General features: G+C 69.7%; 18 protein-coding genes. 4 read left to right on the top strand and 14 right to left on the bottom strand.

Going from position 1 to position 20,215, the window contains the following annotated elements:
• Nucleotides 1-5 precede the first annotated feature (5 nt).
• Together AQI94_RS29860 and AQI94_RS29855 are read left to right on the top strand one after the other, a co-directional pair.
• The gene (locus AQI94_RS29860) at nucleotides 6-917 is read left to right on the top strand and encodes an NAD-dependent protein deacetylase (RefSeq protein WP_031040528.1); all 912 of its coding nucleotides are present in this window, start codon (nucleotides 6-8) and stop codon (nucleotides 915-917) included.
• Nucleotides 918-1,007: 90 nt separating this feature from the next.
• Nucleotides 1,008-1,703: a phosphotransferase gene (locus AQI94_RS29855; protein WP_031040531.1), complete on the top strand. Its 696-nt coding sequence runs from the start codon at nucleotides 1,008-1,010 to the stop codon at nucleotides 1,701-1,703.
• Between the two features lie 121 nt (nucleotides 1,704-1,824).
• On the opposite strand, the gene AQI94_RS29850 is transcribed toward AQI94_RS29855, so the two are convergent.
• Nucleotides 1,825-3,279 (bottom strand): amino acid permease, encoded by a 1,455-nt coding sequence (locus AQI94_RS29850; RefSeq protein ID WP_031040533.1) that lies wholly within the window; start codon nucleotides 3,277-3,279, stop codon nucleotides 1,825-1,827.
• A 627-nt stretch (nucleotides 3,280-3,906) separates the two neighbouring features.
• On the opposite strand from AQI94_RS29850, the gene AQI94_RS29845 reads away from it, so the two are divergent.
• Nucleotides 3,907-4,641 (top strand): FadR/GntR family transcriptional regulator, encoded by a 735-nt coding sequence (locus AQI94_RS29845; RefSeq protein ID WP_031040536.1) that lies wholly within the window; start codon nucleotides 3,907-3,909, stop codon nucleotides 4,639-4,641.
• 75 nt (nucleotides 4,642-4,716) lie between these two features.
• The gene (locus AQI94_RS29840) at nucleotides 4,717-6,183 is read left to right on the top strand and encodes an APC family permease (protein WP_031040539.1); all 1,467 of its coding nucleotides are present in this window, start codon (nucleotides 4,717-4,719) and stop codon (nucleotides 6,181-6,183) included.
• 28 nt (nucleotides 6,184-6,211) lie between these two features.
• Here the strand turns inward: AQI94_RS29840 and AQI94_RS45160 are convergent, their stop codons facing one another.
• From AQI94_RS45160 to kdpF, 13 genes are all read right to left on the bottom strand, one after another.
• Nucleotides 6,212-6,385 (bottom strand): hypothetical protein, encoded by a 174-nt coding sequence (locus tag AQI94_RS45160; protein ID WP_167364527.1) that lies wholly within the window; start codon nucleotides 6,383-6,385, stop codon nucleotides 6,212-6,214.
• Nucleotides 6,386-6,490: 105 nt separating this feature from the next.
• On the bottom strand, nucleotides 6,491-7,162 hold the full coding sequence (locus tag AQI94_RS29835; protein WP_031040540.1) for a hypothetical protein: 672 nt from the start codon (nucleotides 7,160-7,162) through the stop codon (nucleotides 6,491-6,493).
• Nucleotides 7,159-7,782, bottom strand: a complete 624-nt coding sequence (locus tag AQI94_RS29830; RefSeq protein ID WP_031040542.1) for an RNA polymerase sigma factor — start codon at nucleotides 7,780-7,782, stop codon at nucleotides 7,159-7,161. Before AQI94_RS29830 ends, AQI94_RS29835 begins: the two co-directional genes overlap by 4 nt.
• 641 nt (nucleotides 7,783-8,423) lie before the next feature.
• Nucleotides 8,424-9,215 (bottom strand): ABC transporter permease, encoded by a 792-nt coding sequence (locus AQI94_RS29825; RefSeq protein WP_031040546.1) that lies wholly within the window; start codon nucleotides 9,213-9,215, stop codon nucleotides 8,424-8,426.
• On the bottom strand, nucleotides 9,212-10,207 hold the full coding sequence (locus AQI94_RS29820) for an ATP-binding cassette domain-containing protein (RefSeq protein ID WP_107119436.1): 996 nt from the start codon (nucleotides 10,205-10,207) through the stop codon (nucleotides 9,212-9,214). Before AQI94_RS29820 ends, AQI94_RS29825 begins: the two co-directional genes overlap by 4 nt.
• A gap of 61 nt (nucleotides 10,208-10,268) precedes the next feature.
• Complete coding sequence (locus tag AQI94_RS29815; RefSeq protein ID WP_031048246.1) at nucleotides 10,269-11,111, bottom strand: DUF4097 family beta strand repeat-containing protein; 843 nt, start codon at nucleotides 11,109-11,111, stop codon at nucleotides 10,269-10,271.
• Nucleotides 11,112-11,198: 87 nt separating this feature from the next.
• Nucleotides 11,199-11,711, bottom strand: coding sequence for a toxin-antitoxin system HicB family antitoxin (locus tag AQI94_RS29810; protein ID WP_031048243.1), 513 nt, complete (start codon nucleotides 11,709-11,711; stop codon nucleotides 11,199-11,201).
• Between the two features lie 408 nt (nucleotides 11,712-12,119).
• Nucleotides 12,120-14,663, bottom strand: a complete 2,544-nt coding sequence (locus AQI94_RS29805; RefSeq protein ID WP_031048241.1) for a sensor histidine kinase — start codon at nucleotides 14,661-14,663, stop codon at nucleotides 12,120-12,122.
• A gap of 18 nt (nucleotides 14,664-14,681) precedes the next feature.
• On the bottom strand, nucleotides 14,682-15,365 hold the full coding sequence (locus AQI94_RS29800) for a response regulator (protein ID WP_031048239.1): 684 nt from the start codon (nucleotides 15,363-15,365) through the stop codon (nucleotides 14,682-14,684).
• A 113-nt stretch (nucleotides 15,366-15,478) separates the two neighbouring features.
• Nucleotides 15,479-16,111 carry a potassium-transporting ATPase subunit C gene (locus AQI94_RS29795; protein ID WP_031048236.1) on the bottom strand — a complete coding sequence of 211 codons (633 nt, stop codon included), beginning with the start codon at nucleotides 16,109-16,111 and terminating at the stop codon, nucleotides 15,479-15,481.
• A gap of 5 nt (nucleotides 16,112-16,116) precedes the next feature.
• Nucleotides 16,117-18,216 (bottom strand): potassium-transporting ATPase subunit KdpB, encoded by a 2,100-nt coding sequence (gene kdpB / locus AQI94_RS29790; RefSeq protein WP_031048233.1) that lies wholly within the window; start codon nucleotides 18,214-18,216, stop codon nucleotides 16,117-16,119.
• Between the two features lie 23 nt (nucleotides 18,217-18,239).
• Entirely contained in the window at nucleotides 18,240-19,904 is a 1,665-nt protein-coding gene (gene kdpA / locus AQI94_RS29785) for a potassium-transporting ATPase subunit KdpA (RefSeq protein WP_031048231.1), read from the bottom strand.
• Nucleotides 19,905-19,911: 7 nt separating this feature from the next.
• A complete protein-coding gene (kdpF, locus tag AQI94_RS29780) occupies nucleotides 19,912-20,001 on the bottom strand; it encodes a K(+)-transporting ATPase subunit F (RefSeq protein WP_037659531.1) in 90 nt (29 codons plus the stop codon).
• Between the last annotated feature and the right edge of the window lie 214 nt (nucleotides 20,002-20,215).

The raw sequence follows: 20,215 nt of genomic DNA, 5'->3' as shown, positions 1-20,215 counted from the left end.
CACGCATGCGGACCCGTCCCACACTTCACTGGACTCCTCCCCCGGACCTGCCGCCGGGCACCACCGACCTCCGGCCGGTGGTCGACGCGCTGAGCGCCGGCGGTGTGCTGGTGCTGACCGGGGCGGGCATCTCCACGGAGTCGGGCATCCCCGCCTACCGGGGCGAGGGCGGAAGTCTGACTCGGCACACCCCGATGACGTACCAGGACTTCACCGCCGGCCCGCAGGCGCGGCGCCGGTACTGGGCACGCAGCCATCTCGGATGGCGCACCTTCGGCCGCGCGCGCCCCAATGCCGGACACCGAGCCGTCGCGACGTTCGCCCGGCACGGTCTGCTCTCGGGCGTGATCACCCAGAACGTCGACGGCCTGCACCAGGCCGGCGGAGCCGAGGGGGTCGTGGAACTGCACGGGAGTCTGGCGAGAGTGCGGTGTCTGGCCTGCGGCGCCCTCACTTCACGCCGTGACCTCGCCGTACGGCTGGAGGAGGCCAATGCGGCCTTCGCACCGGTGGCCGCGGGCATCAACCCCGACGGTGACGCCGACCTCTCCGACGAACAGGTCGCCGACTTCCGTGTGCTGCCCTGCGTGGACTGCGGCGGCGTCCTCAAGCCCGACGTGGTGTTCTTCGGCGAGACAGTGCCCGCGGCACGCATCGAGCACTGCCGCCAACTGGTCCGTACGGCGAGATCCGTGCTGGTGCTGGGGTCCTCGCTCACGGTGATGTCCGGACTCAGGTTCGTCCGCCAGGCGGCTCAGGCGGACAAGCAGGTCCTCATCGTCAACCGGGACCCCACCCGAGGTGACCAGCTCGCCCACACCCGCGTCAGCCTGCCGCTGGGTCCCGCCCTGTCCGCTGTCGCAGACGCGTTGAACCTTCCCGCCGACGGGCAGATGACCCCCTGGCCCGGGACGTGACAATGCGCGTGCGACGGCAGCAACGTCGGCTGGTGCGCATACGGGCCGTCCTCGACCCGTCCAGTCCTTCTCGACCATTGGAGTCCGGTCATGCAGACGGGTGAGTTACTCGGTTCCGGCCGCACCGCCGACGTGTTCGCCATCGATGACCAGTGGGTCCTTCGCCGGTACCGGGACGGCGGCGACGCCACCGCCGAAGCCGCCGTACTGACCTACCTCGCGGAGCGCGGCTACCCCGTGCCACGAGCCCGGGACCCCATGGGCACGGTGCCCCGCACCGACCTCGTGATGCAGCGGCTGCACGGCCCGTCCATGCTGCGGGCACTCCTGCTGGGCACGATCACGGCCGAGGAAGCAGGATCGGTGCTCGCCGGCCTGCTGCACCGCCTGCACTCCGTACCCGCACGGGCCTCCGCCGAGCCCACCCACCGGATCCTCCACCTCGACCTGCACCCGGACAACGTGATGCTCACAGCGGGCGGTCCCATGGTGATCGACTGGTGCAACAGCGAGGAAGGGGCACCCGGACTGGACTGGGCAATGTCGTCCCTGATCCTGGCCCAGGTCGCCGTCGACACCACCGCCCTGGCCGCACCGGCCCGCGCGGTGCTCGCCTCGCTGCTCACCCACCGCGGTCCCGCGGTCGCCGTACGGAACACCGGTCGCGGACCCCTCACGGAAGCCAGGAAGAGGCGGGCAGCCGATCCGTCCATGAGCGAGAGCGAGACCTCTCTCCTCGATGAGGCCACGAGACTGGTGCTCGAACTGACGCCCGGCCGGCCTTGACCGGCCGAACCCCGTGGCAGCTCCCCCCCGCCGACGACGTAGCGCAGCCACAAAGCCGGTGACGCGGCGGGAGAGCCGCGTCACCGGCGAGCAGGAGACGGCCGTGGAACGGCCCTGGCTGCTACGAGGGGATGACCTCGTCCTGCCGGACCTTCCGTTCCAGGCGTCCTCGGACCAGCGCGAAGGCCACCACGGCCAGAGCCACCAGGGTGGACAGGACCACCTGGTCACGGCCGCCGCCGTCGGCGGTGTCGGTCAGCATGTAGCCCAGTACGAACGTGATCAGGGCGATGGTGGCCCAGGTCAGGTAGGGGTACAGCCACATCCTGACGACCAGCTTCTCCGGCGACTCCCGCTGGATGATCTTGCGCATCCGCAGCTGGGAGAAGCAGATCACCAGCCAGACGAACAGAGCGATCGCGCCGGAGGCGTTGAGCAGGAACTGGAAGACTGTGTCCGGCCACAGGTAGTTGAAGGCGACCGCGACGAAGCCGAAGACCACGGAGGCGAGGATGGCCGACTGCGGCACTCCGCGGGATGTGGTCCTGCCGAACGCGGCCGGCGCGTCGCTGCGGCGGCCCAGCGAGAAGGCCATGCGGGACGCCGTGTACAGACCGGAGTTGAGGCAGGACAACACGGAGGTCAGCACGATGGCGTTCATGATCTGGGCGGCGTGCGGGATGCCGACGGAGCTCAGTGCGGCAACGTACGAGCCGTCCTTGAGGATCGCCGGGTCGTCCCAGCGCAGCAGCGACACCACGATCAGGATCGAGCCCAGGTAGAACACCGCGATCCGCCAGATCACGCTGTTGGTGGCCTTGGTGACCGCGGCCCGCGGGTTCGCGGTCTCACCGGCCGCCAGGGTGACGATCTCGCTGCCCATGAAGGAGAAGACCACCATCAGCACACCCGTGAGGATCGCTCCGGGGCCGTTCGGCAGGAAGCCGCCGTGAGCGGTCAGGTTGGAGAAGCCGGATGCCGGGTGGTCCGAGCCGGGGAGCAGACCGAAGATGGCGAGCGCGCCGATCACGATGAACGCGGCAATGGCGACGACCTTGATGCCCGCGAACCAGAACTCGAACTCGCCGTAGGAGCTGACCGAGACCAGGTTGGTGGCGGTCAGGACGACCATGACGATCAGGGCCCAGCCCCACTGCGGGACCGCCGGGATCCATCCGGCCAGGATCTTGGCCCCGGCGGTCGCCTCCACGGCGAGCACCACGACCCAGAAGAACCAGTACAGCCAGCCGATGGTGAAGCCCGCCCAGCGGCCAAGGGCACGGTCGGCGTAGGCGGAGAACGAGCCGGAGGTCGGGTTGGCCGCGGCCATCTCGCCGAGCATCCGCATCACGAGGACGACGAGGACGCCGACGAGGGCGTAGGAGACGAGAATGCCGGGGCCGGCGGCGGCGATGCCGGATCCGGAGCCGACGAACAGCCCGGCACCGATGACACCGCCGATGGCGATCATCGACAGGTGACGGTTCTTCAGGCCGGCCTGCAGGCCTGAACCTTCCGGGTCGTTCTTGGTGGTGGTGACCGGATCGGGGGTGGAGACAGGGGGACGTGTGGTCATCTCGACATCCAAGGACAGGTGGGGACGAGGGACGGGGCCTGCGGGCTCCGGCGGCTGGGTGGCCGCGTGGATCGCGCAGGAGGGAGCATCGGGGTGCCGGAGCAGGGGTGGGTGGCGATCACGGTCACGGAGCGGGCATGGTGGACCGCGGCCTCCGAGCGGGTCCGGTGGGACCGGTCCTGCCGGTGGCGCTCAGGAAAATAGTTCAAGGCGATCTAAAAAAACAAGGGGTCCGGCGGGTCGCCCACCGCCCCGCACCTCCCGGCCCACGCCTCGCGCGCCCTCTGCCGCAGCCCACCGCCGGGACCTCGCCGGCGGCGCTACGGAGATGCGAATCCCCTGCTCAGAGCCGTGTCGGAGGACTGTAGCCCCGGCGCCCACCCGCTGCCCGCGAACCGGTAGAGGCGAGGTCTTGTTTAACTGTTCACCTTGCTCTAATTTTTCCTGCATCCCGACATGCCCCTCCCCCTGGGAGCCCCGATGCACCACCCCGAGACCTCGTCGCGGGAACCGCCTGCCGCCCTGGGCACCCGCTACGAGCCCGCCCTCGGCGCGGAGCACGGCGGAAGGCCGACGCGCTCGCAGCGAGGGCCACGACCGCGAACAGCAGGCCGTTAAGGTGACGTCGTGGTGAATGCAGCGGGCAAGTTCGGGCCTTACAACCAGCCGGGCTCGGCTCCCACGACCTCGGTCATCGGCGTGGGTCACGCCCGCGCGCTGCCGCTGGGCGGCCAGAGCGGATCCGATCTCGTCCGATCACGGATCGCCCTGCGGGTACGCCTGCAGTCCGTGCGGCCGGGGGACCGACTGCCGGACGCCGGTGTCCTCGCGGAGGAGCTGGGGATCGGTGAGATCACCGTGCGCCGCGCGCTGGAAGGCATGTGTCAGGACGGCCTGCTCGACCGCCGACGCGGCCGGGCCGGCGGAACCTTCGTCGCGCAGGGCTGGGACACCGTCGTGGCCCTGATGCACGACGCGGAGGAGGCCGCGTCCCTGGACGCCTTCCATCTGCTGCTCGAATGCGGTCTCGTGGCGCACAGTGCGGGAGAGGTCCCGGCCGAGCGACTGGACCAACTGCGCGCCCTGGTCGAGGACCTGGAGCGAACCGACGACCCGGCACACATGGCGGAGCTGGAGACCCGCTTCCACCTGGCCCTCGCCGAGGCGCTCGGCGGCGCCGGAATCCGCGAGTTCGCCGCCGATCTGCTCGGCCGGCTGTGCCTGCTGCTGCCCGCACCGCGGCCCGAGGCGCTACGGGCACAGAACCGCTGTCACGCCGAACTGCTCACCGAGCTGGGGCGGGGTGCGACCGAACCGGCCGTGCGGGCGGTCAAGGCACACCAGAGTTCCCGGCACCGCTGACGCCGGGCCCGCCCCGCCGACCCCCGACAGCCCGCGCACCCACCACGCCGCCACCCCGCACGAGGAGTTGCCGCCATGCCCCATCCCGGAGCAGATCCGCTGTCGCCCCCGGGCCCCGTCGGCGCGCCGCAGCGGCTGCGCGGTGGCGTCCTCGGCATGGCGGACATCGCCGCCGCCACGATGGCCAACGTCGGGCCGGCCATGAGCTTCTTCTTCGGTTTCGCCTTCCTCGCCACCACCGCGGGTGTCGCCTCGCCCCTGACCATCGCGGCCGCGGGTGTCGCGGTGGCGCTCCTCGGCAACACGCTCGCCGAGTTCTCCCGGGCCCACCCCTCGGCGGGCAGCTTCATCACCTTCGTCGGCAAGACGTTCGGACCGGTCAGCGCGGTGACCACGGCGCTGTTGGCGGCCCTGGGCTACATCATCGCGATGGCCGGCGTCATCTCGATCTCCGGCGGCTTCGTGCAGATCACCCTGGAGCACTACACCGGCATCGACCTGCCGTGGATCATCTGGACGCTGCTGCTCACCGGGCTGGCCGTCGTACTGATGCTGCGCGGGGTGGTCGTCTCCACCAAATGGGCCGGCTACTTCTTCGGCGCGGAGATGCTGGTGCTGATCGTGGTCTCGGTCGCCGCACTGGTGGAACACCACGGCCGGTTGTCCTTCGACCCGTTCCTGCCCGACCACATCAGCGGCGGCTTCAAGGGACTGGCGGCCGGCTTCCCGCTGGCGGTGTACCTGTTCATCGGATGGGAGAACTCGGCGGCACTCGCCGAGGAGACGGAGAATCCGCGCCGCAACGTCGGCCGCGCCGTGTTCTCCTCCATCGCGATCATGACGGTGAGCTACATCCTCTTCGCGTACGCCACGGTGACCGGCTTCGGCTACGACGTGGACAGACTCGGGGCCACCCGGATCCCCTTCATCGAGGTGGCCCAGGACACTCTCGGCGTGCTGGCGTTCCTCGCCTACCTCGGCGGCCTCACCTCCACCCTCGGCGTGCTGATCGCCGGCATCAACTCACAGGCACGTCTGGTCTTCAACGCCGGACGCGAGGGTCTGCTGCCCGCCTTCTTCGGCTACGTCCACCCCGTCCGCCGCACCCCGAACAACGCGATCGTCACCTTCACGGCCATCGCCCTGCTGATCATCGGCGGCTGGGGCCTGGGCCACCTGCTGGGCTCCGACGGCGGCCGGATGAACCCGGTGGTCTTCTTCACCGAGTCCTCGACCCTCGGCGCCATCCTGATCCTGCTGGTCTACCTCGCCTCCAACATCGCTCTGCCGCTGTACTACCGCAAGTACCGTCCGCAGGAGTTCCGGGTCGTCCGGCACCTCCTCCTGCCCGCGCTCGGCACGGTGGCCATCCTGGTTCCGCTGTACTACCTCGCCAAACCCGGACAGCCCGCGCCGTACAACTGGTTCCCCTACGCGGCCATCGGCACCCTGCTCCTCGCCGTCGGCTACGCGACCCTCCTGGTCCGCCGCGACCCGGTCCTGGCCGAACGCGTCGGCTCCATCGTCGCCGACGCGGACTGAGCCCCCACCGGGCCGAGGCGGAGCTTGATCACATGCGGTGTTCGACCCACAGGAAGAACAGGCCTACGGCTCCGGTGCCCGCGCCGTAGCAGGCGCCGCGCAGCAGCTGCGCGAGGGCGGTACGTCGCCCCCGCACGATCCACTCCCGGACGGCGAGGAGCCGTTCCCGGCCCGTGCGGGGTGGGGGGAGGCTGGGATCCATGGCAGGCGTTCCTTTCTGGATGGCGTCCTGACGGGGAGTCCACCGGGCCGTGGCCTGGGAACGGTGACCGGTGGACTCCCCTGCTCGGTGTGGTACCGGGCGCGGTCAGCGGCCTCGGCTGAACTCCTGGAGCCGGGCCACTAGTTGGCGGTCGGGCCGGGCGACGATGACGGAGGAGTGCGGAGTGCGGGCGGCCAGCCGGTCGACCTCGCTCTCCAGGCGGCCGGTGGGAGCGTGGGCGCCGGAACCGTTGGCGCGCACGTACCGGGCGAAGATCTCCAGGCCGTCGAGAAAGGCGGCATCCGGCGGGGCCGTGTCGGCCATGGAGTGGGTGAGTTGGTGGAACCAGTGCCGCGCCCGCCTGGACTCCCCCACGCAGAGGTGGTGCAGGTGCAGGCAGTAGGCCGCGGCGCGGCTGCCGGCGCCGGCGGCCAACTGCCACCAGAACTGCGCGGATTCGGGGTGCCCCGTCAGTGACAGCAGGCAGGCGTAGACGAGAGCGCCGTCGACATCGAGTTCCTCCTCGGTCAGCGGCCCCCGGTCCGGGCCTTCGGCGATCTTCGCGACGTGGGCGGCGGCGTCGGGTTCGTTGAGGACCCACCGGCACACCACGGCGAGGCGCTGTCCGGCCTGCGCGGCGCGGGTGACCTCGGTGGTGGGGGTACGGCGGGAGGCTTCCGCGGCCAGCCGGCGCAGCCCCGCGGCGACGTCGGCTCCGCTGCGCGGGGCGACCGGCAGGCGGGCGCTCTCCAGGAGGTCGCTGACGGTGGTGCTCACGCTCCCACTCCCTTGTGCTTGGGCTTCTTCGGCGTCTCGGGCAGGCCGAGCTTGAGGCGCAGTCGTTCCTTGGCGCGGCGCAGGTGGTGGCCCACGGTGCGGTCGTCGATGCCGATGTACCAGGCGACCTTGGCGGTGGGGTAGCCGAGCACGTAGCGCAGCACGATCACCTCGAACTGCCGGTCCGGCAGATCCGCTATCGCCTCGTACAGACCGCTGGCGGACTCCATCTTCTGGAGCTTGTCGCGGGCCGTGACGAGCGCGGTGTCGAGGGCCTGGGCGATGGGGCCGTTGATGACGAACGCCGGCCCCCGCCCCTCCGCGTCGAGGCGGTTGTGCACGATCCGTCGCACGATCGCCCACGCGCCCTGTTCGAGGTTGCCCGCGCTCAGCAGTTGCGACCAGCCGGCGTGGATCTCCAGGAAGACCTCGTGGATGACCTCTTCCGCGGTCTCGCGGTTACCGAAGTGGACCTCCGCGTACGCATGGAAGACCTCGTGGTGACCGAGGTAGAAGGCCTCGAAGTCCACTTCCAGGTCCAGGGGGACGAACATGGACTGCGAGAGCCCGGTACGGTGCTCCACCGGCGAGGCGCCCTCCGGGGCGTCGTCGTACCTCACGACCGGCTCCTGTCGGCAGGGGACATGAGCAGAGATCCTCTCCATCGAGGTCAATCAGGGACCCGGCGCCAACTCACTCGCGCCGAAAGGCCGTTGGGCCTGTGACCTAGCTAAGTGATTTGCCCGGCGGAACACTCACGCCCGTTTGAAAAAGCCTCGGCGCGGGCCCCCGTACGGGCGCCGTGCAACCTTCAACAAGCACCGCTAGTCACCCTGCGTAGTCCTCTGACCAGGCCTAACCCTCCCGAACCGCGCACCGAACACACCTGCGCACACGCACCGTGTTCTGCATCACACCCCTCCCCCGCCACCGCACACGGCCACGACCTGCCCGTTCCACCGCCTCAAGGGCGGTACTGGATCAGCGGCCTGCACACGAACCGGCCCCGCCGCTCGGAGGGAAAGCGGGGGGCCGTCGAACAACCGTCGGCGCGTGCGCCTGTCAGCTAGGTTCGGTCCCGCTCGGGGGAAGGACAGGCGCATCCGATCCTCCCCTGTGATCACCGCTCCGGTGAAGTGCGGCTTCCTCGGACACCTGCTCCCCGGCTGGTCGTGGCAGTACGTCGTAATGACGCTGATCTCCTGATCGCGCCCGCTTCGGAGCGTCAGTCGGATGCAGCGAGCTTGAGACCGGTCGCCCACTACTTCGGATCGCGGTCGAACAGGGACTTCGACCATGCGTAGCCGAGCACGGTCAGCCCCAGGCACCAGGCGACGGCGAGCCAGCCGTTGTTGCCGATCCCGGTGCCGAGGAGCAGGCCGCGCAGGGTCTCGATGGCCGGGGTGAAGGGCTGGTACTCGGCGATCGGCCGGAACCAGCCCGGCATCGCGTCCACCGGCACGAAGGCGCTGGACAGGAGGGGCAGGATCATCAGCGGCATCGCGTTGTTGCTGGCGGCCTCGGGGTTCGGGCTGGACAGGCCCATGCCCACCGCGATCCAGGTCAGGGACAGCGAGACGAGGGACAACAGCCCGAGCGCGAGGATCCACTCCAGGGCGGTGGCGTTCGTCGACCGGAACCCGATCGCCACGGCGACGGCCCCGACGAGGACCACACTCGCCACGCACTGGAGCACGCTGCCGATGACGTGACCGATGAGCACCGAGCCTCGATGGATCGCCAGCGTGCGGAAGCGCGCGATGATGCCCTCGGTCATGTCCATGGAGACGGACACCGCGGTGCCGATGGTGGTGCCGCCGATGGTCAGCGTCAGGATGCCCGGGACGAGGTAGGCGAGGTACTCGGAGCGGCCACCACCGCCGTCCCCGAGACCCGCGCTCATGGTGTCCCCGAAGATGTAGACGAACAGCAGCAACAACATGACCGGCGTGAGCAGCAGGTTCAGCGTCATGGACGGATAGCGCCGGGCGTGCAGGAGGTTGCGGCGCAGCATGGTGGACGAGTCGCGCACGGCAAGGGAGAGGGTGCTCATCGGGCAGACTCCTTGGTCTGGTCGGTGCCGCCGGTGAGGGCGAAGAAGACGTCGTCGAGGTCGGGGGTGTGCACGGTCAGCTCGTCGGCCTCGACGCCGGCGGCGTCCAGCCAGTCGAGGATCGAGCGCAGCTCGCGCTGGCTGCCGTCGCTGGGGAGTTGGAGGGTGAGCGCCTCGTCGTCGTGGGACGCTTCACCCAGGGTGGAGGCGGCGCTGCGGTAGGTGTCCGGGTCGGTGAAGCCGAGCCGGACATGACCGCCGGGAATCAGCCGCTTGAGCTCCTCGGCCGTGCCCTCGGCGACGATCCGGCCGTCGTTCAGCACCGCGATGCGGTCGGCGAGTTCGTCGGCCTCGTCCAGGTACTGGGTGGTGAGGAAGACGGTGACACCGTCGGAGACCAAGTCGCGGATGATCTGCCACATGGTGTGGCGGGCGCGGGGGTCGAGGCCGGTGGTCGGTTCGTCGAGGAAGATGATCCGGGCGCTGCCGACCAGGGTCATGGCGATGTCGAGGCGGCGCTTCATGCCGCCGGAGTAGGTGGAGGCGGGCTTATTGGCCGCCTCGGTGAGGTCGAAGCGCTCCAGCAGTTCGCCGGCGATCCCGCGGCCGTCCCTCCTGGAAAGGTGGTGCAGATCGGCCATGAGCAGCATGTTCTCCTCACCGGTGATCAGCCCGTCCACGGCGGAGAACTGCCCGGTGACCCCGATCGCGGCCCGCACGCCCTGCGGGTCGGCGGCCAGGTCGTGCCCTCCGACCAGAGCCTGCCCGTCGTCGGCGGACACCAGAGTGGAGAGGATCTTCACGACGGTCGTCTTGCCGGCGCCGTTCGGCCCGAGCAGTGCGAACACCGACCCGGTGGGGATGCGCAGATCGATGCCGTCAAGAACGACTTTGTCGCCGTACGACTTGCGCAGGCCGACGGCGGAGACGGCCACCGTGGAACCGTTCGGGTCGGATGTGGATGTGGATGTGGACATGACATAAGAAGGCATGAGGCTCTCCCGTTCGCGGGCTGAAGTGGGCGGAAATCCGAGCTGGTCGAGAGTGCGGCGCTCAGACCTTGGCGCGGAAGACGTCGATGTTGCCCCAGTTGGTGCGGGCGCGGATCTTGACCGTGTCCTCGGACTGCTCCGGGGCCTCGGATGCGGTGAGCGTGTTGCGCACCAGGCCGCGGGTGGAGCTGACGTCGAGCCAGGCGGCGGTGCCCTCGCGGATGCCGATCTCGATGGAGCCGTTGGAGGTCTCCAACCGGACCTCACCGCGGGCGACTTCGGCGACACGCAGGACGCCGTTGGTCGCGGTGCCGGTGACGGACGCCTCGGCGCACGCGATGTCGATGGCACCGTTGGCACCGCTCACGCGCAGCTCGCCGGAGACGGCGCCGACGTTCGTGTTGCCGTTCGCGTTCTTCAGGACGGCGGGGCCGTCGACGGTGCCGACGCGCAGATTGCCGGAGCTGGTGGTGATCTCGGCCTTGCCTACGATCCGGTCGACGACGATCGAGCCGTGGGAGGCGGTCAGCTCGACCGGACCGGTGGTGTCGAGGCGGACGTCGCCGACCGAGGTCTTCACGCGGACCGCGCCGAGCCGGCCCTCGCCGAGGACCTGGGCCCAGGCGCCGGTCACCTCGATGCGTGACCCCGCCGGCAGGTCGACCGTCACGTCGGCGACGCCGGAGGGCCCGATCATGCGGCGCTCCTTCGTCCTGACGGTCAGGATGCCGCCCGCGTAGCTGACCTCGGTCTGCTCGGCGGCCCGTACGTCCTTGTCCCGCTCCGGGTCGCGGGGCCGTACCTCGACGACGGTGTCGGGGCGGTCGCCCGCGGTGAGCCGGAGGGAACCGGCGGCCACGTGGGCGTTGACCGAGATGGGTTCGGGGGTGTCGAAAGAAGGCATGGCTGTCCCGTCCTCGTGAGTCCTTGGGGCGTCCCCGCTGGTGGGACGTGGTGGGGGTGAAGCGCCTTTCCGTGGGGGCGGGTGCGGCTAGCGCACCCAGCCCGTGAAGCTCTGTCCGACGTTCTGGGCCTTGCCCTGCGGACGCGGCCGGGTTCCGCCGTCCACGGCGGCGGACACCGCCCGCACCAACCACGCGTTGACCGACACACCCTCGCGGGTCGCCGCCTCTTCGGCGCGCGCCTTGAGGTGGGCCGGCAGCCGCAGGTTGATGCGGGCGGTGCCGCCCTCGTCGCCGTCGGCCGGCGCCCTGAACGGTTCGAGGGGCGCGGCCGGTACCACGGAGGCGTCAGCCTCGGCGGGCGGCAGCGTCACCACGAAGTCGGGGTCGAGTCCGCGCAGCCGTACGTCGACCGAGCCCGGGGCGAGTTCGCGGGTGATCTCGTCCATCGCGGCGGAGAGCACATTGAGCATGACCAGGCGGGTCGCCGACTCCAGGGGAGCGGTCAGCCTCTCGGCCAGCTCACGGGCTTCGTCGCCTCCGGCTTCGGCAGCCACCGCGAGTTCGCGGCGGAGGTTGTCGACATACGGGGTGAGGTCCATGGGTGCCAGCATGGCACCACTATGGCGCCACACGCAAGCCTGAACGGCACCACATCCGAGCGGAAGCACTAGCCGACCGCTCTCACCTGCACAGACGCGAAAGGAGAGAGTCGAACCACCGTGACACCACACCCCTTCGCGCCCCCTTGCGAGCACAGAATGGCGCCGGGTGGCGCCAAGTGGTGCCACCCGGCACCATGTGGCACCGCCCCGGTGAACTTCAGTGAGCCGTCGAACGGGCCTGGCGGATGCAGGTGTCGAGGGGGCCGATCGCCGTGTCGACGTCCTCGTCGGTGTGATCCGCCATGGCCTGCATACGGAAGCGGGCCCGACTGCTTTTCGCAGACGCACTTTTGACGCGCCATGAGCCATCTCTGACGCCCCGCTGACGCCTGACGCCTACGACCCTCAGAACGTGGCCGCGGCCGGCAGATCCGGTTGCTCGGGTCGGCGCTGCGGAGCCGTCCGTAGGACCAGCACCATGGTGAGGCCGCCGCCCGGGGTGTCCTCGGCGTGGATCGTGCCGCCGACGGCCTCGGCGAAGCCGCGGGCGACAGCGAGGCCGAGTCCGACGCCGGAGCCGCGCGGGGAGTCGCCGTAGCGCTGGAAGGGTTCGAAGATGCGGTCCTTGGCCTCGTCCGGGACCCCCGGGCCGCGGTCGACCACCCGGACCTCGACGCGGTCGGCGAGGGCGCTCGCGGAGACCAGGACCCTCTCGCCCGGTGGGCTGTGCTTGACGGCGTTCTCCACGATGTTGGCCACGGCCCGCTCCAGCAGTCCCCGGTCGACGTCGACCATCGGCAGGGTCTCCGGGACGTCCAGCTCGACGCTGTCCTCGGGAACGCCGCCGAGCGCCATCGGGATCACCTCGTCGAGGTCGGTCTCGCGGACGATCGGGGTGACGGTGCCGGTCTGGAGGCGGGACATGTCCAGGAGGTTGCCGACGAGGTGGTCGAGGCGGTCGGCGGCCTCCTCGATGGCTTCGAGGAGTTCCGCCCGGTCCTCCTGCGACCACTCGACGTCGTCGGAGCGCAGCGAGGTCACCGCGGCCTTGATGCCGGCCAGCGGGGTGCGCAGATCATGCGACACGGCGGCCAGGAGCGCCGTACGGATGCGGTTGCCCTCGGCCAGCGCGCGGGCCCGGTCGGCCTCCTCCTGGAGTCGTCGTCGGTCCAGGACCACGACGGCCTGCGCGGCGAAGGCCTCCAGCACCCTCCGGTCCTCGGCCGGCAGCACCCGTCCGGTCAGCGCGAGCGCCATGTGGTCGCCGACCGGTACGTCGACGTCCGCGTCGTCGGGAACGGCGCAGGGACGCGGGCCCACGCTTCCGGCGCAGGTCCAGGGCAGCATCTCGCCCTCGCGTTCCAGCAGGGCCACGGACTCCATGCCGAAGGTCTCACGGACCCGGTCGAGCAGTTCTTCCAGGCCCGTCTCGCCGCGCAGGACGTTGCCCGCCAGGAAGGAGAGGATCTCCGACTCGGCGCGCAGCCGGGCGGCCTGGTGGGTGCGGCGGGCGGCCAGGTCGACCACGGAGGCGACGGACACGGCCACCCCCACGAAGATCGCGATGGCGACGATGTTCTTCGGGTCGGCGATCGTGAAGGTGTGGACGGGCGGGGTGAAGTACCAGTTCAGCAGCAGGGAACCGGCCGCCGCCGAGGCCAGGGCGGGGAAGAGTCCGCCGAGCAGGGCTGCGGCCACCGTCAGCGTCAGGTACAGCAGCATGTCGTTGGCGAGCCCGACGTCCGGGGCCACGCCGCCCAGCAGCCAGGTCAGCAGCACGGGACCGGCGAGGCCGACCAGCCAGCCCCACACCACACGGGAACGCCCCAGCCGTGCGCCCCGGTTGACCGGGAGCCCGCGGCCCTTGCCAGCCTCGTCGTGGGTGATGAGGTGGACGTCGAGGTCGGGGCCGGAGTCGCGGGCCACCGTGGCACCGACGCCCGGGCCGAAGACGTACTGCCAGCCCTTGCGGCGGGAGACGCCGAGCACGATCTGGGTGGCGTTGACCCCGCGCGAGAAGTCGAGGAGGGCGACGGGTATGTCCTCGCCGACGACGTGGTGGAAGGTCCCGCCGAGATCTTCGACGAGAGTGCGCTGGTCGGCCAGTTCCTTCGGGGAGGCGGAGGTCAGTCCGTCGCTGCGGGAGATGTAGACGGCCAGGACCTCCCCGCCCGCGCCCTTCTCGGCCAGCCGTGCGGCCCGTCGTATCAGCGTCCGGCCCTCCGGTCCCCCGGTCAGTCCGACCACGATCCGCTCACGCGAACCCCAGATCGTCGAGACCCGGTGCTCGCTGCGGTACTCCGTGAGGTACGCGTCGACCCGGTCGGCCACCCACAGCAGCGCCAACTCCCTGAGCGCGGTGAGGTTTCCGGGGCGGAAGTAGTTGGAGAGGGCCGCGTCGACCTTGTCCGGCTTGTAGATGTTCCCGTGGGCCATACGGCGTCTCAGCGCCTGCGGGGACATGTCGACCAGCTCGATCTGGTCGGCCCGCCGGACGACCTCGTCGGGGACGGTCTCGCGCTGCCGTACGCCCGTGATCGCCTCGACGACGTCACCGAGGGACTCCAGGTGCTGGATGTTCACCGTGGAGACGACGTCGATCCCGGCCGCCAGCAGGTCCTCGACGTCCTGCCAGCGCTTGGTGTTGCGGGAGCCGGGGACGTTGGTGTGGGCGAGTTCGTCGACGAGGGCGACGGCGGGGGCCCGGCGCAGGACGGCGTCCACGTCCATCTCGGTGAAGACGGTGTCCCGGTACTCCAGTTGCCTGCGCGGGATCTCCTCCAGGCCGTGCAGCATCACCTCGGTGCGGGGCCTGCGGTGGTGTTCCACGAAGGCGACCACGCAGTCGGTGCCCCGTTCGACACGACGGTGTGCCTCGGAGAGCATGGCGTAGGTCTTGCCGACGCCGGGTGCCGCACCGAGGTAGATCCGGAGCTTGCCGCGTGCCATGTGGTCCCAGTCCCCCGGTCAGGCTTCGAACCGGTAGCCCATGCCGGGCTCGGTGATGAGGTAGCGGGGGTGGGACGGGTCCGCCTCCAGCTTGCGGCGGAGCTGGGCCATGTACACCCGCAGGTAGTTGGTCTTGTTGCTCTGGGGCACGCCCCAGACCTCCTGGAGCAGATGCTTCTGCGTGATCAGCCGGCCGGGGTTGGTGATCAGGATCTCCAGCAGGTGCCACTCGGTGGGTGTGAGGCGTACGTCGCGGCCGTCCCGGTGCACCTTCCTGGCCAGCAGGTCGATGGTGAACTCCGCCGTCTCGACGAGCGTCGCACCGGTGGCGAGGGGCGTCTCCCCGGTACGGCGTACGGCGGCCCGCAGCCGGGCGAGCAGCTCGTCCATGCCGAACGGCTTGGTGACGTAGTCGTCGGCCCCGGCGTCCAGCGCCGCCACCTTCTCGTCGGACCCCTGGCGGGCGGAGAGCACCAGGATCGGCACTCGGGTCCAGCCGCGCAGGCCCCTGATGACCTCGACGCCGTCCATGTCGGGAAGGCCCAGGTCGAGCATCACGACATCGGGCCGTCTGGCGGCCGCGAGCCGCAGCGCGGTGGCGCCGTCGGGGGCCGCGTCGACCCCGTACTGGCGTGCCTGGAGATTGATGATGAGCGCCCGTACGAGCTGCGGGTCGTCCTCCACCACCAGCACCCGTGTCATCGGCGTGCGCCTTCCTGTCGTACGTCCCGGGGACGTACCTGCTTCATGACCGCGGGAGTCGGCGGACCCGGTCGTCCCGGACCGCCGACTCCCCTGGGGGACGGGTAACGCCATCAGCTCTTGGCCGCGAGGGCCTTGAGCGCGATGTTGAGTTCCAGGACGTTGACGCGGGGCTCGCCGATGAAGCCGAGCGTGCGGCCGTCGGTGTGCTCCTCGACCAGCTTCTCGACCTGCGCGACCGACAGGCCGTTGCGTTCGGCGACGCGGTGCACCTGGAGTTCGGCGTAGGCCGGGGAGATGTCCGGGTCGAGACCGGAGCCCGAGGAGGTGACCGCGTCCGCGGGGACCTGGGAGGGCTCGACCTTGTAGTCGGCCGTGGAGTTGTCCTTGACGACCTTGGCCCTGGCCGCCTTCACCCAGGTGACGAGTTCGGGGTTGTCGGCGGAGCGGTTGGTGGCGCCGGACAGGATCAGCTTGTACTGCGTGTTGACCGAGTTCTCGCCGAGCCCCTTCGCCGGGCGGGGCTGGAAGTAGGCGAGGCCGTAGTCCTGTTGGCCGATCAGCGAGGAGCCGACGACCTTGCCGTCCGCCTTGACCTCGGAGCCGTTCGCCTTGTCGTGGAAGAGGGCCTGGGCGACGCCGGTGACGGCCAGCGGGTAGATCACACCGGTCACCAGGGTCAGCACCAGCAGGGCCCGTAGCCCCGCCCACAGCAACCGGCCTGTGTTCGATACGGAGTTGTTCATGGCTGTCAGCCGATCCCGGGGATGAGGGAAATGAGCAGGTCGATGAGCTTGATGCCGACGAAGGGGGCGATCAGTCCGCCGATGCCGTAGATGGTGAGGTTGCGGCGCAGCATCTTGTCGGCGCTGACCGGCCGGTACTGCACGCCCTTCAGGGAGAGCGGCACCAGCGCGATGATGATGAGCGCGTTGAAGACGACGGCCGAAAGGATCGCCGAGTCGGGCGAGGACAGGCCCATGATGTTGAGCTTGTCCAGGCCCGGGTAGACCGCCGCGAACAGCGCCGGGATGATCGCGAAGTACTTCGCCACGTCGTTGGCGATGGAGAACGTCGTGAGCGCGCCCCGGGTGATGAGGAGTTGCTTGCCGATCTCGACGATCTCGATGAGCTTGGTCGGGTTGGAGTCGAGGTCGACCATGTTGCCGGCCTCCTTGGCGGCCGACGTACCGGTGTTCATGGCCACACCGACGTCCGCCTGCGCGAGCGCGGGCGCGTCGTTGGTGCCGTCGCCGGTCATGGCGACGAGCTTGCCGCCGGCCTGCTCCCGCTTGATGAGCGCCATCTTGTCCTCGGGGGTGGCCTCCGCGAGGAAGTCGTCGACGCCCGCCTCCTCGGCGATCGCCCTGGCCGTCAGGGGGTTGTCACCCGTGATCATGACGGTCTTGATGCCCATGCGGCGCAGTTCGTCGAACCGCTCGCGCATGCCCTGCTTGACGACGTCCTTGAGGTGGATGACGCCCAGCACCCGTGCGCCCTGGGGGTCTTCGACCGCGACCAGCAGGGGCGTGCCGCCCGCCTCGGAGATCCGGTCGGTGGCCGCGTCGGCGTCCTCGGCGACCGTGCCGCCGCGCTCCTCGACCCACTTGACGACCGAACCGGCCGCGCCCTTGCGGATCCTGCGCCCGTCGACGTCCACCCCCGACATACGGGTCTGGGCGGTGAACTCGATCCACTCGGCGCCGGTGAGTTCGCCCTGGTGACGCTCGCGCAGGCCGTACGTCTCCTTCGCCAGTACGACGATGGAGCGGCCCTCGGGTGTCTCGTCGGCCAGCGACGACAGCTGGGCGGCGTCGGCGAGTTCGGCCTCCGTCACACCGCTCACCGGCACGAACTCGGCGGCCTGGCGGTTGCCGAGGGTGATGGTGCCGGTCTTGTCGAGCAGCAGGGTGGAGACGTCACCGGCGGCCTCGACGGCCCTGCCGGACATGGCCAGCACGTTGCGCTGGACGAGGCGGTCCATGCCCGCGATGCCGATCGCGGAGAGCAGCGCGCCGATGGTGGTCGGGATGAGGCAGACCAGCAGGGCGACCAGGACGACCATCGTCAGGTGGGTGCCCGCGTAGTCCGCGAAGGGCGGCAGGGTCGCCACCGCGAGCAGGAAGACGATGGTCAGCGAGGCGAGCAGGATGTTCAGCGCGATCTCGTTGGGCGTCTTCTGCCGGGCCGCGCCTTCGACGAGGCTGATCATCCGGTCGATGAAGGTCTCGCCCGGCTTGGTCGTGATCTTGATGACGATCCGGTCGGAGAGGACCTTGGTGCCGCCGGTGACGGCGGAGCGGTCGCCGCCGGACTCCCGGATGACCGGCGCCGACTCACCGGTGATCGCCGACTCGTCGACGGAGGCGACTCCTTCGACGACATCGCCGTCACCGGGGATGATGTCGCCGGACTCGCAGACCACCAGATCGCCGATCCTCAGCCCGGTGCCGGGGACCTGTTCCTCGACGGCCCCGGTGAGCCTGCGGGCGACCGTGTCGGTCTTGGCCTTGCGCAGAGTGTCGGCCTGCGCCTTGCCCCGCCCCTCCGCGACCGCCTCCGCCAGGTTGGCGAAGACGACCGTCAGCCAGAGCCAGGCGCTGATGGTCCAGCCGAACCAGTCGCCGGGGTCCTTGAAGGAGAACACCGTGGTCAGCACGGACCCGATCCACACCACGAACATCACGGGCGACTTGACCATCACCCGCGGGTCGAGCTTGCGGCAGGCGTCCGGCAGCGACTTCAGCAGCTGCTGGGGATCGAACAGGCCCGCGCCGACACGGCCCTCGGGGGACTTGTGCCCGGTGGGTACGTCGCTGTGCGGCGCCCGGGTCGGTGTGGCTGTGGACATCTCTTCGCTTTCGGTACGGGTGGTCATGACGCCAGCCCCTCGGCCAGCGGTCCCAGCGCGAGGGCCGGAAAGTACGTCAGACCGGTGATGATGAGGATCGCCCCCACCAACAGGCCCACGAACAAAGGCTTGTTGGTGCGCAGGGTGCCCGCGGTCTCAGGAACGGGCCGCTGCTCGGCCAGCGAGCCGGCCAGTGCCAGCACGAACACCATGGGCAGGAAGCGGCCGAGGGCCATGGCCAGGCCCAGAGTGGTGTTGAACCACTGGGTGTCCGCGTTCAGTCCGGCGAAGGCCGAGCCGTTGTTGTTGGCGGCCGAGGTGTAGGCGTAGAGGATCTCGGAGAACCCGTGCGCCCCGCTGTTCGTCATCGAGTGGACCGGCGTCGGCAGCGCCATCGCCACGCCCGCGAAGACGAGCACCAGCGCCGGCGTGACCAGGATGTAGCAGGCGGCGAGCTTGATCTCGCGGGTGCCGATCTTCTTGCCCAGGTACTCGGGCGTGCGGCCGACCATGAGACCGGCGATGAACACCGCGATGATCGCCATGATCAGCATGCCGTAGAGCCCGGAGCCGGTGCCGCCCGGCGCGATCTCGCCCAGCATCATGCCGAGCATGGTGATGCCACCGCCGAGCCCGGTGAAGGAGGAGTGGAAGGAGTCCACGGCACCGGTCGACGTCAGCGTGGTCGACACCGCGAAGATCGACGAGGAACCGACGCCGAACCGGACCTCCTTGCCTTCCATCGCCCCGCCGGCGATCTGCAACGCCGGTCCGTGGTGGGCGAATTCGGTCCACATCATCAGGGCGACGAAGCCGACCCAGATGGTGGCCATGGTCGCGAGGATGGCGTACCCCTGCTTCACCGAGCCGACCATCACCCCGAAGGTGCGGGTCAGGGAGAACGGGATCACCAGGAGCAGGAAGATCTCGAACAGGTTCGTGAACGGGGTCGGGTTCTCGAAGGGATGCGCGGAGTTTGCGTTGAAGTAACCGCCGCCGTTGGTGCCGAACTCCTTGATGGCTTCCTGCGAGGCGACCGCGCCGCCGTTCCACTGCTGCGAGCCCCCCATGAACTGCCCGACCTCGTGAATGCCGGAGAAGTTCTGGATGGCACCACAGGCGACCAGCACGATCGCCGCGATGAAGGCACCGGGCAGCAGGATGCGCGTGACACCGCGCACCATGTCGGACCAGAAGTTGCCCAGCTCACCGGTGCGGGACCGGGCGAATCCCCGTACCAGCGCCACGGCCACGGCGATACCGACGGCCGCCGACACGAAGTTCTGCACGGCCAGACCGGCGGTCTGCACGACATGGCCCATGGCCTGTTCGCCGTAGTACGACTGCCAGTTGGTGTTGGTCACGAAGGAGACCGCGGTGTTGAACGCCTGGTCCGGGTCGATGGCCTGGAAGCCCAGCGAGCCCGGCAGCACGCCCTGGAGCCGCTGCAGCAGGTAGAGGAAGAGCACGCCGACCGCGGAGAAGGCGAGGACACCGCGCAGGTACGCGGTCCAGCGCATCTCGGTGTCGGGGTTGGCACCGATGCCCTTGTAGATCCACTTCTCGACGCGCCAGTGCTTGTCGGTGGAGTAGACCTTGGCCATGTAGGTGCCGAGGGGGATGTAGGCGAGGGCCAGTGCGCCCATGAGGGCGAGCAGCTGGAGGACGCCTGCGAGGACGGGACCCATCTGTGTCTCAGAACCTCTCCGGGAAGATCAGGGCGAGGACGAGATAGCCCAGCAGGGCGACGGCCACGATCAGGCCGACGATGTTCTCGGCGGTCACAGCTTCGTCACCCCCTTGGCGACGAGAGCCACCAGCGCGAACACCGCGACAGTGGTGACGACGAAGGCCAGGTCGGCCATCGCGAACTCCTAGAAGAGGGTCGGAAGAGATTCGGACAGTTAGAGCAAACATCGGGCCTGGCCGGAATCGGTCGTCCGTTGACGAGTCCCTTACGGCGGGCCCCGCACCTTTGACGGGCCCCTTACGGCCGGCC

Source organism: Streptomyces pseudovenezuelae (assembly GCF_001513955.1).
Classification (GTDB): Bacteria; Actinomycetota; Actinomycetes; order Streptomycetales; family Streptomycetaceae; genus Streptomyces; species Streptomyces pseudovenezuelae.
This window is presented reverse-complemented; position numbering and strand designations above follow the sequence as displayed.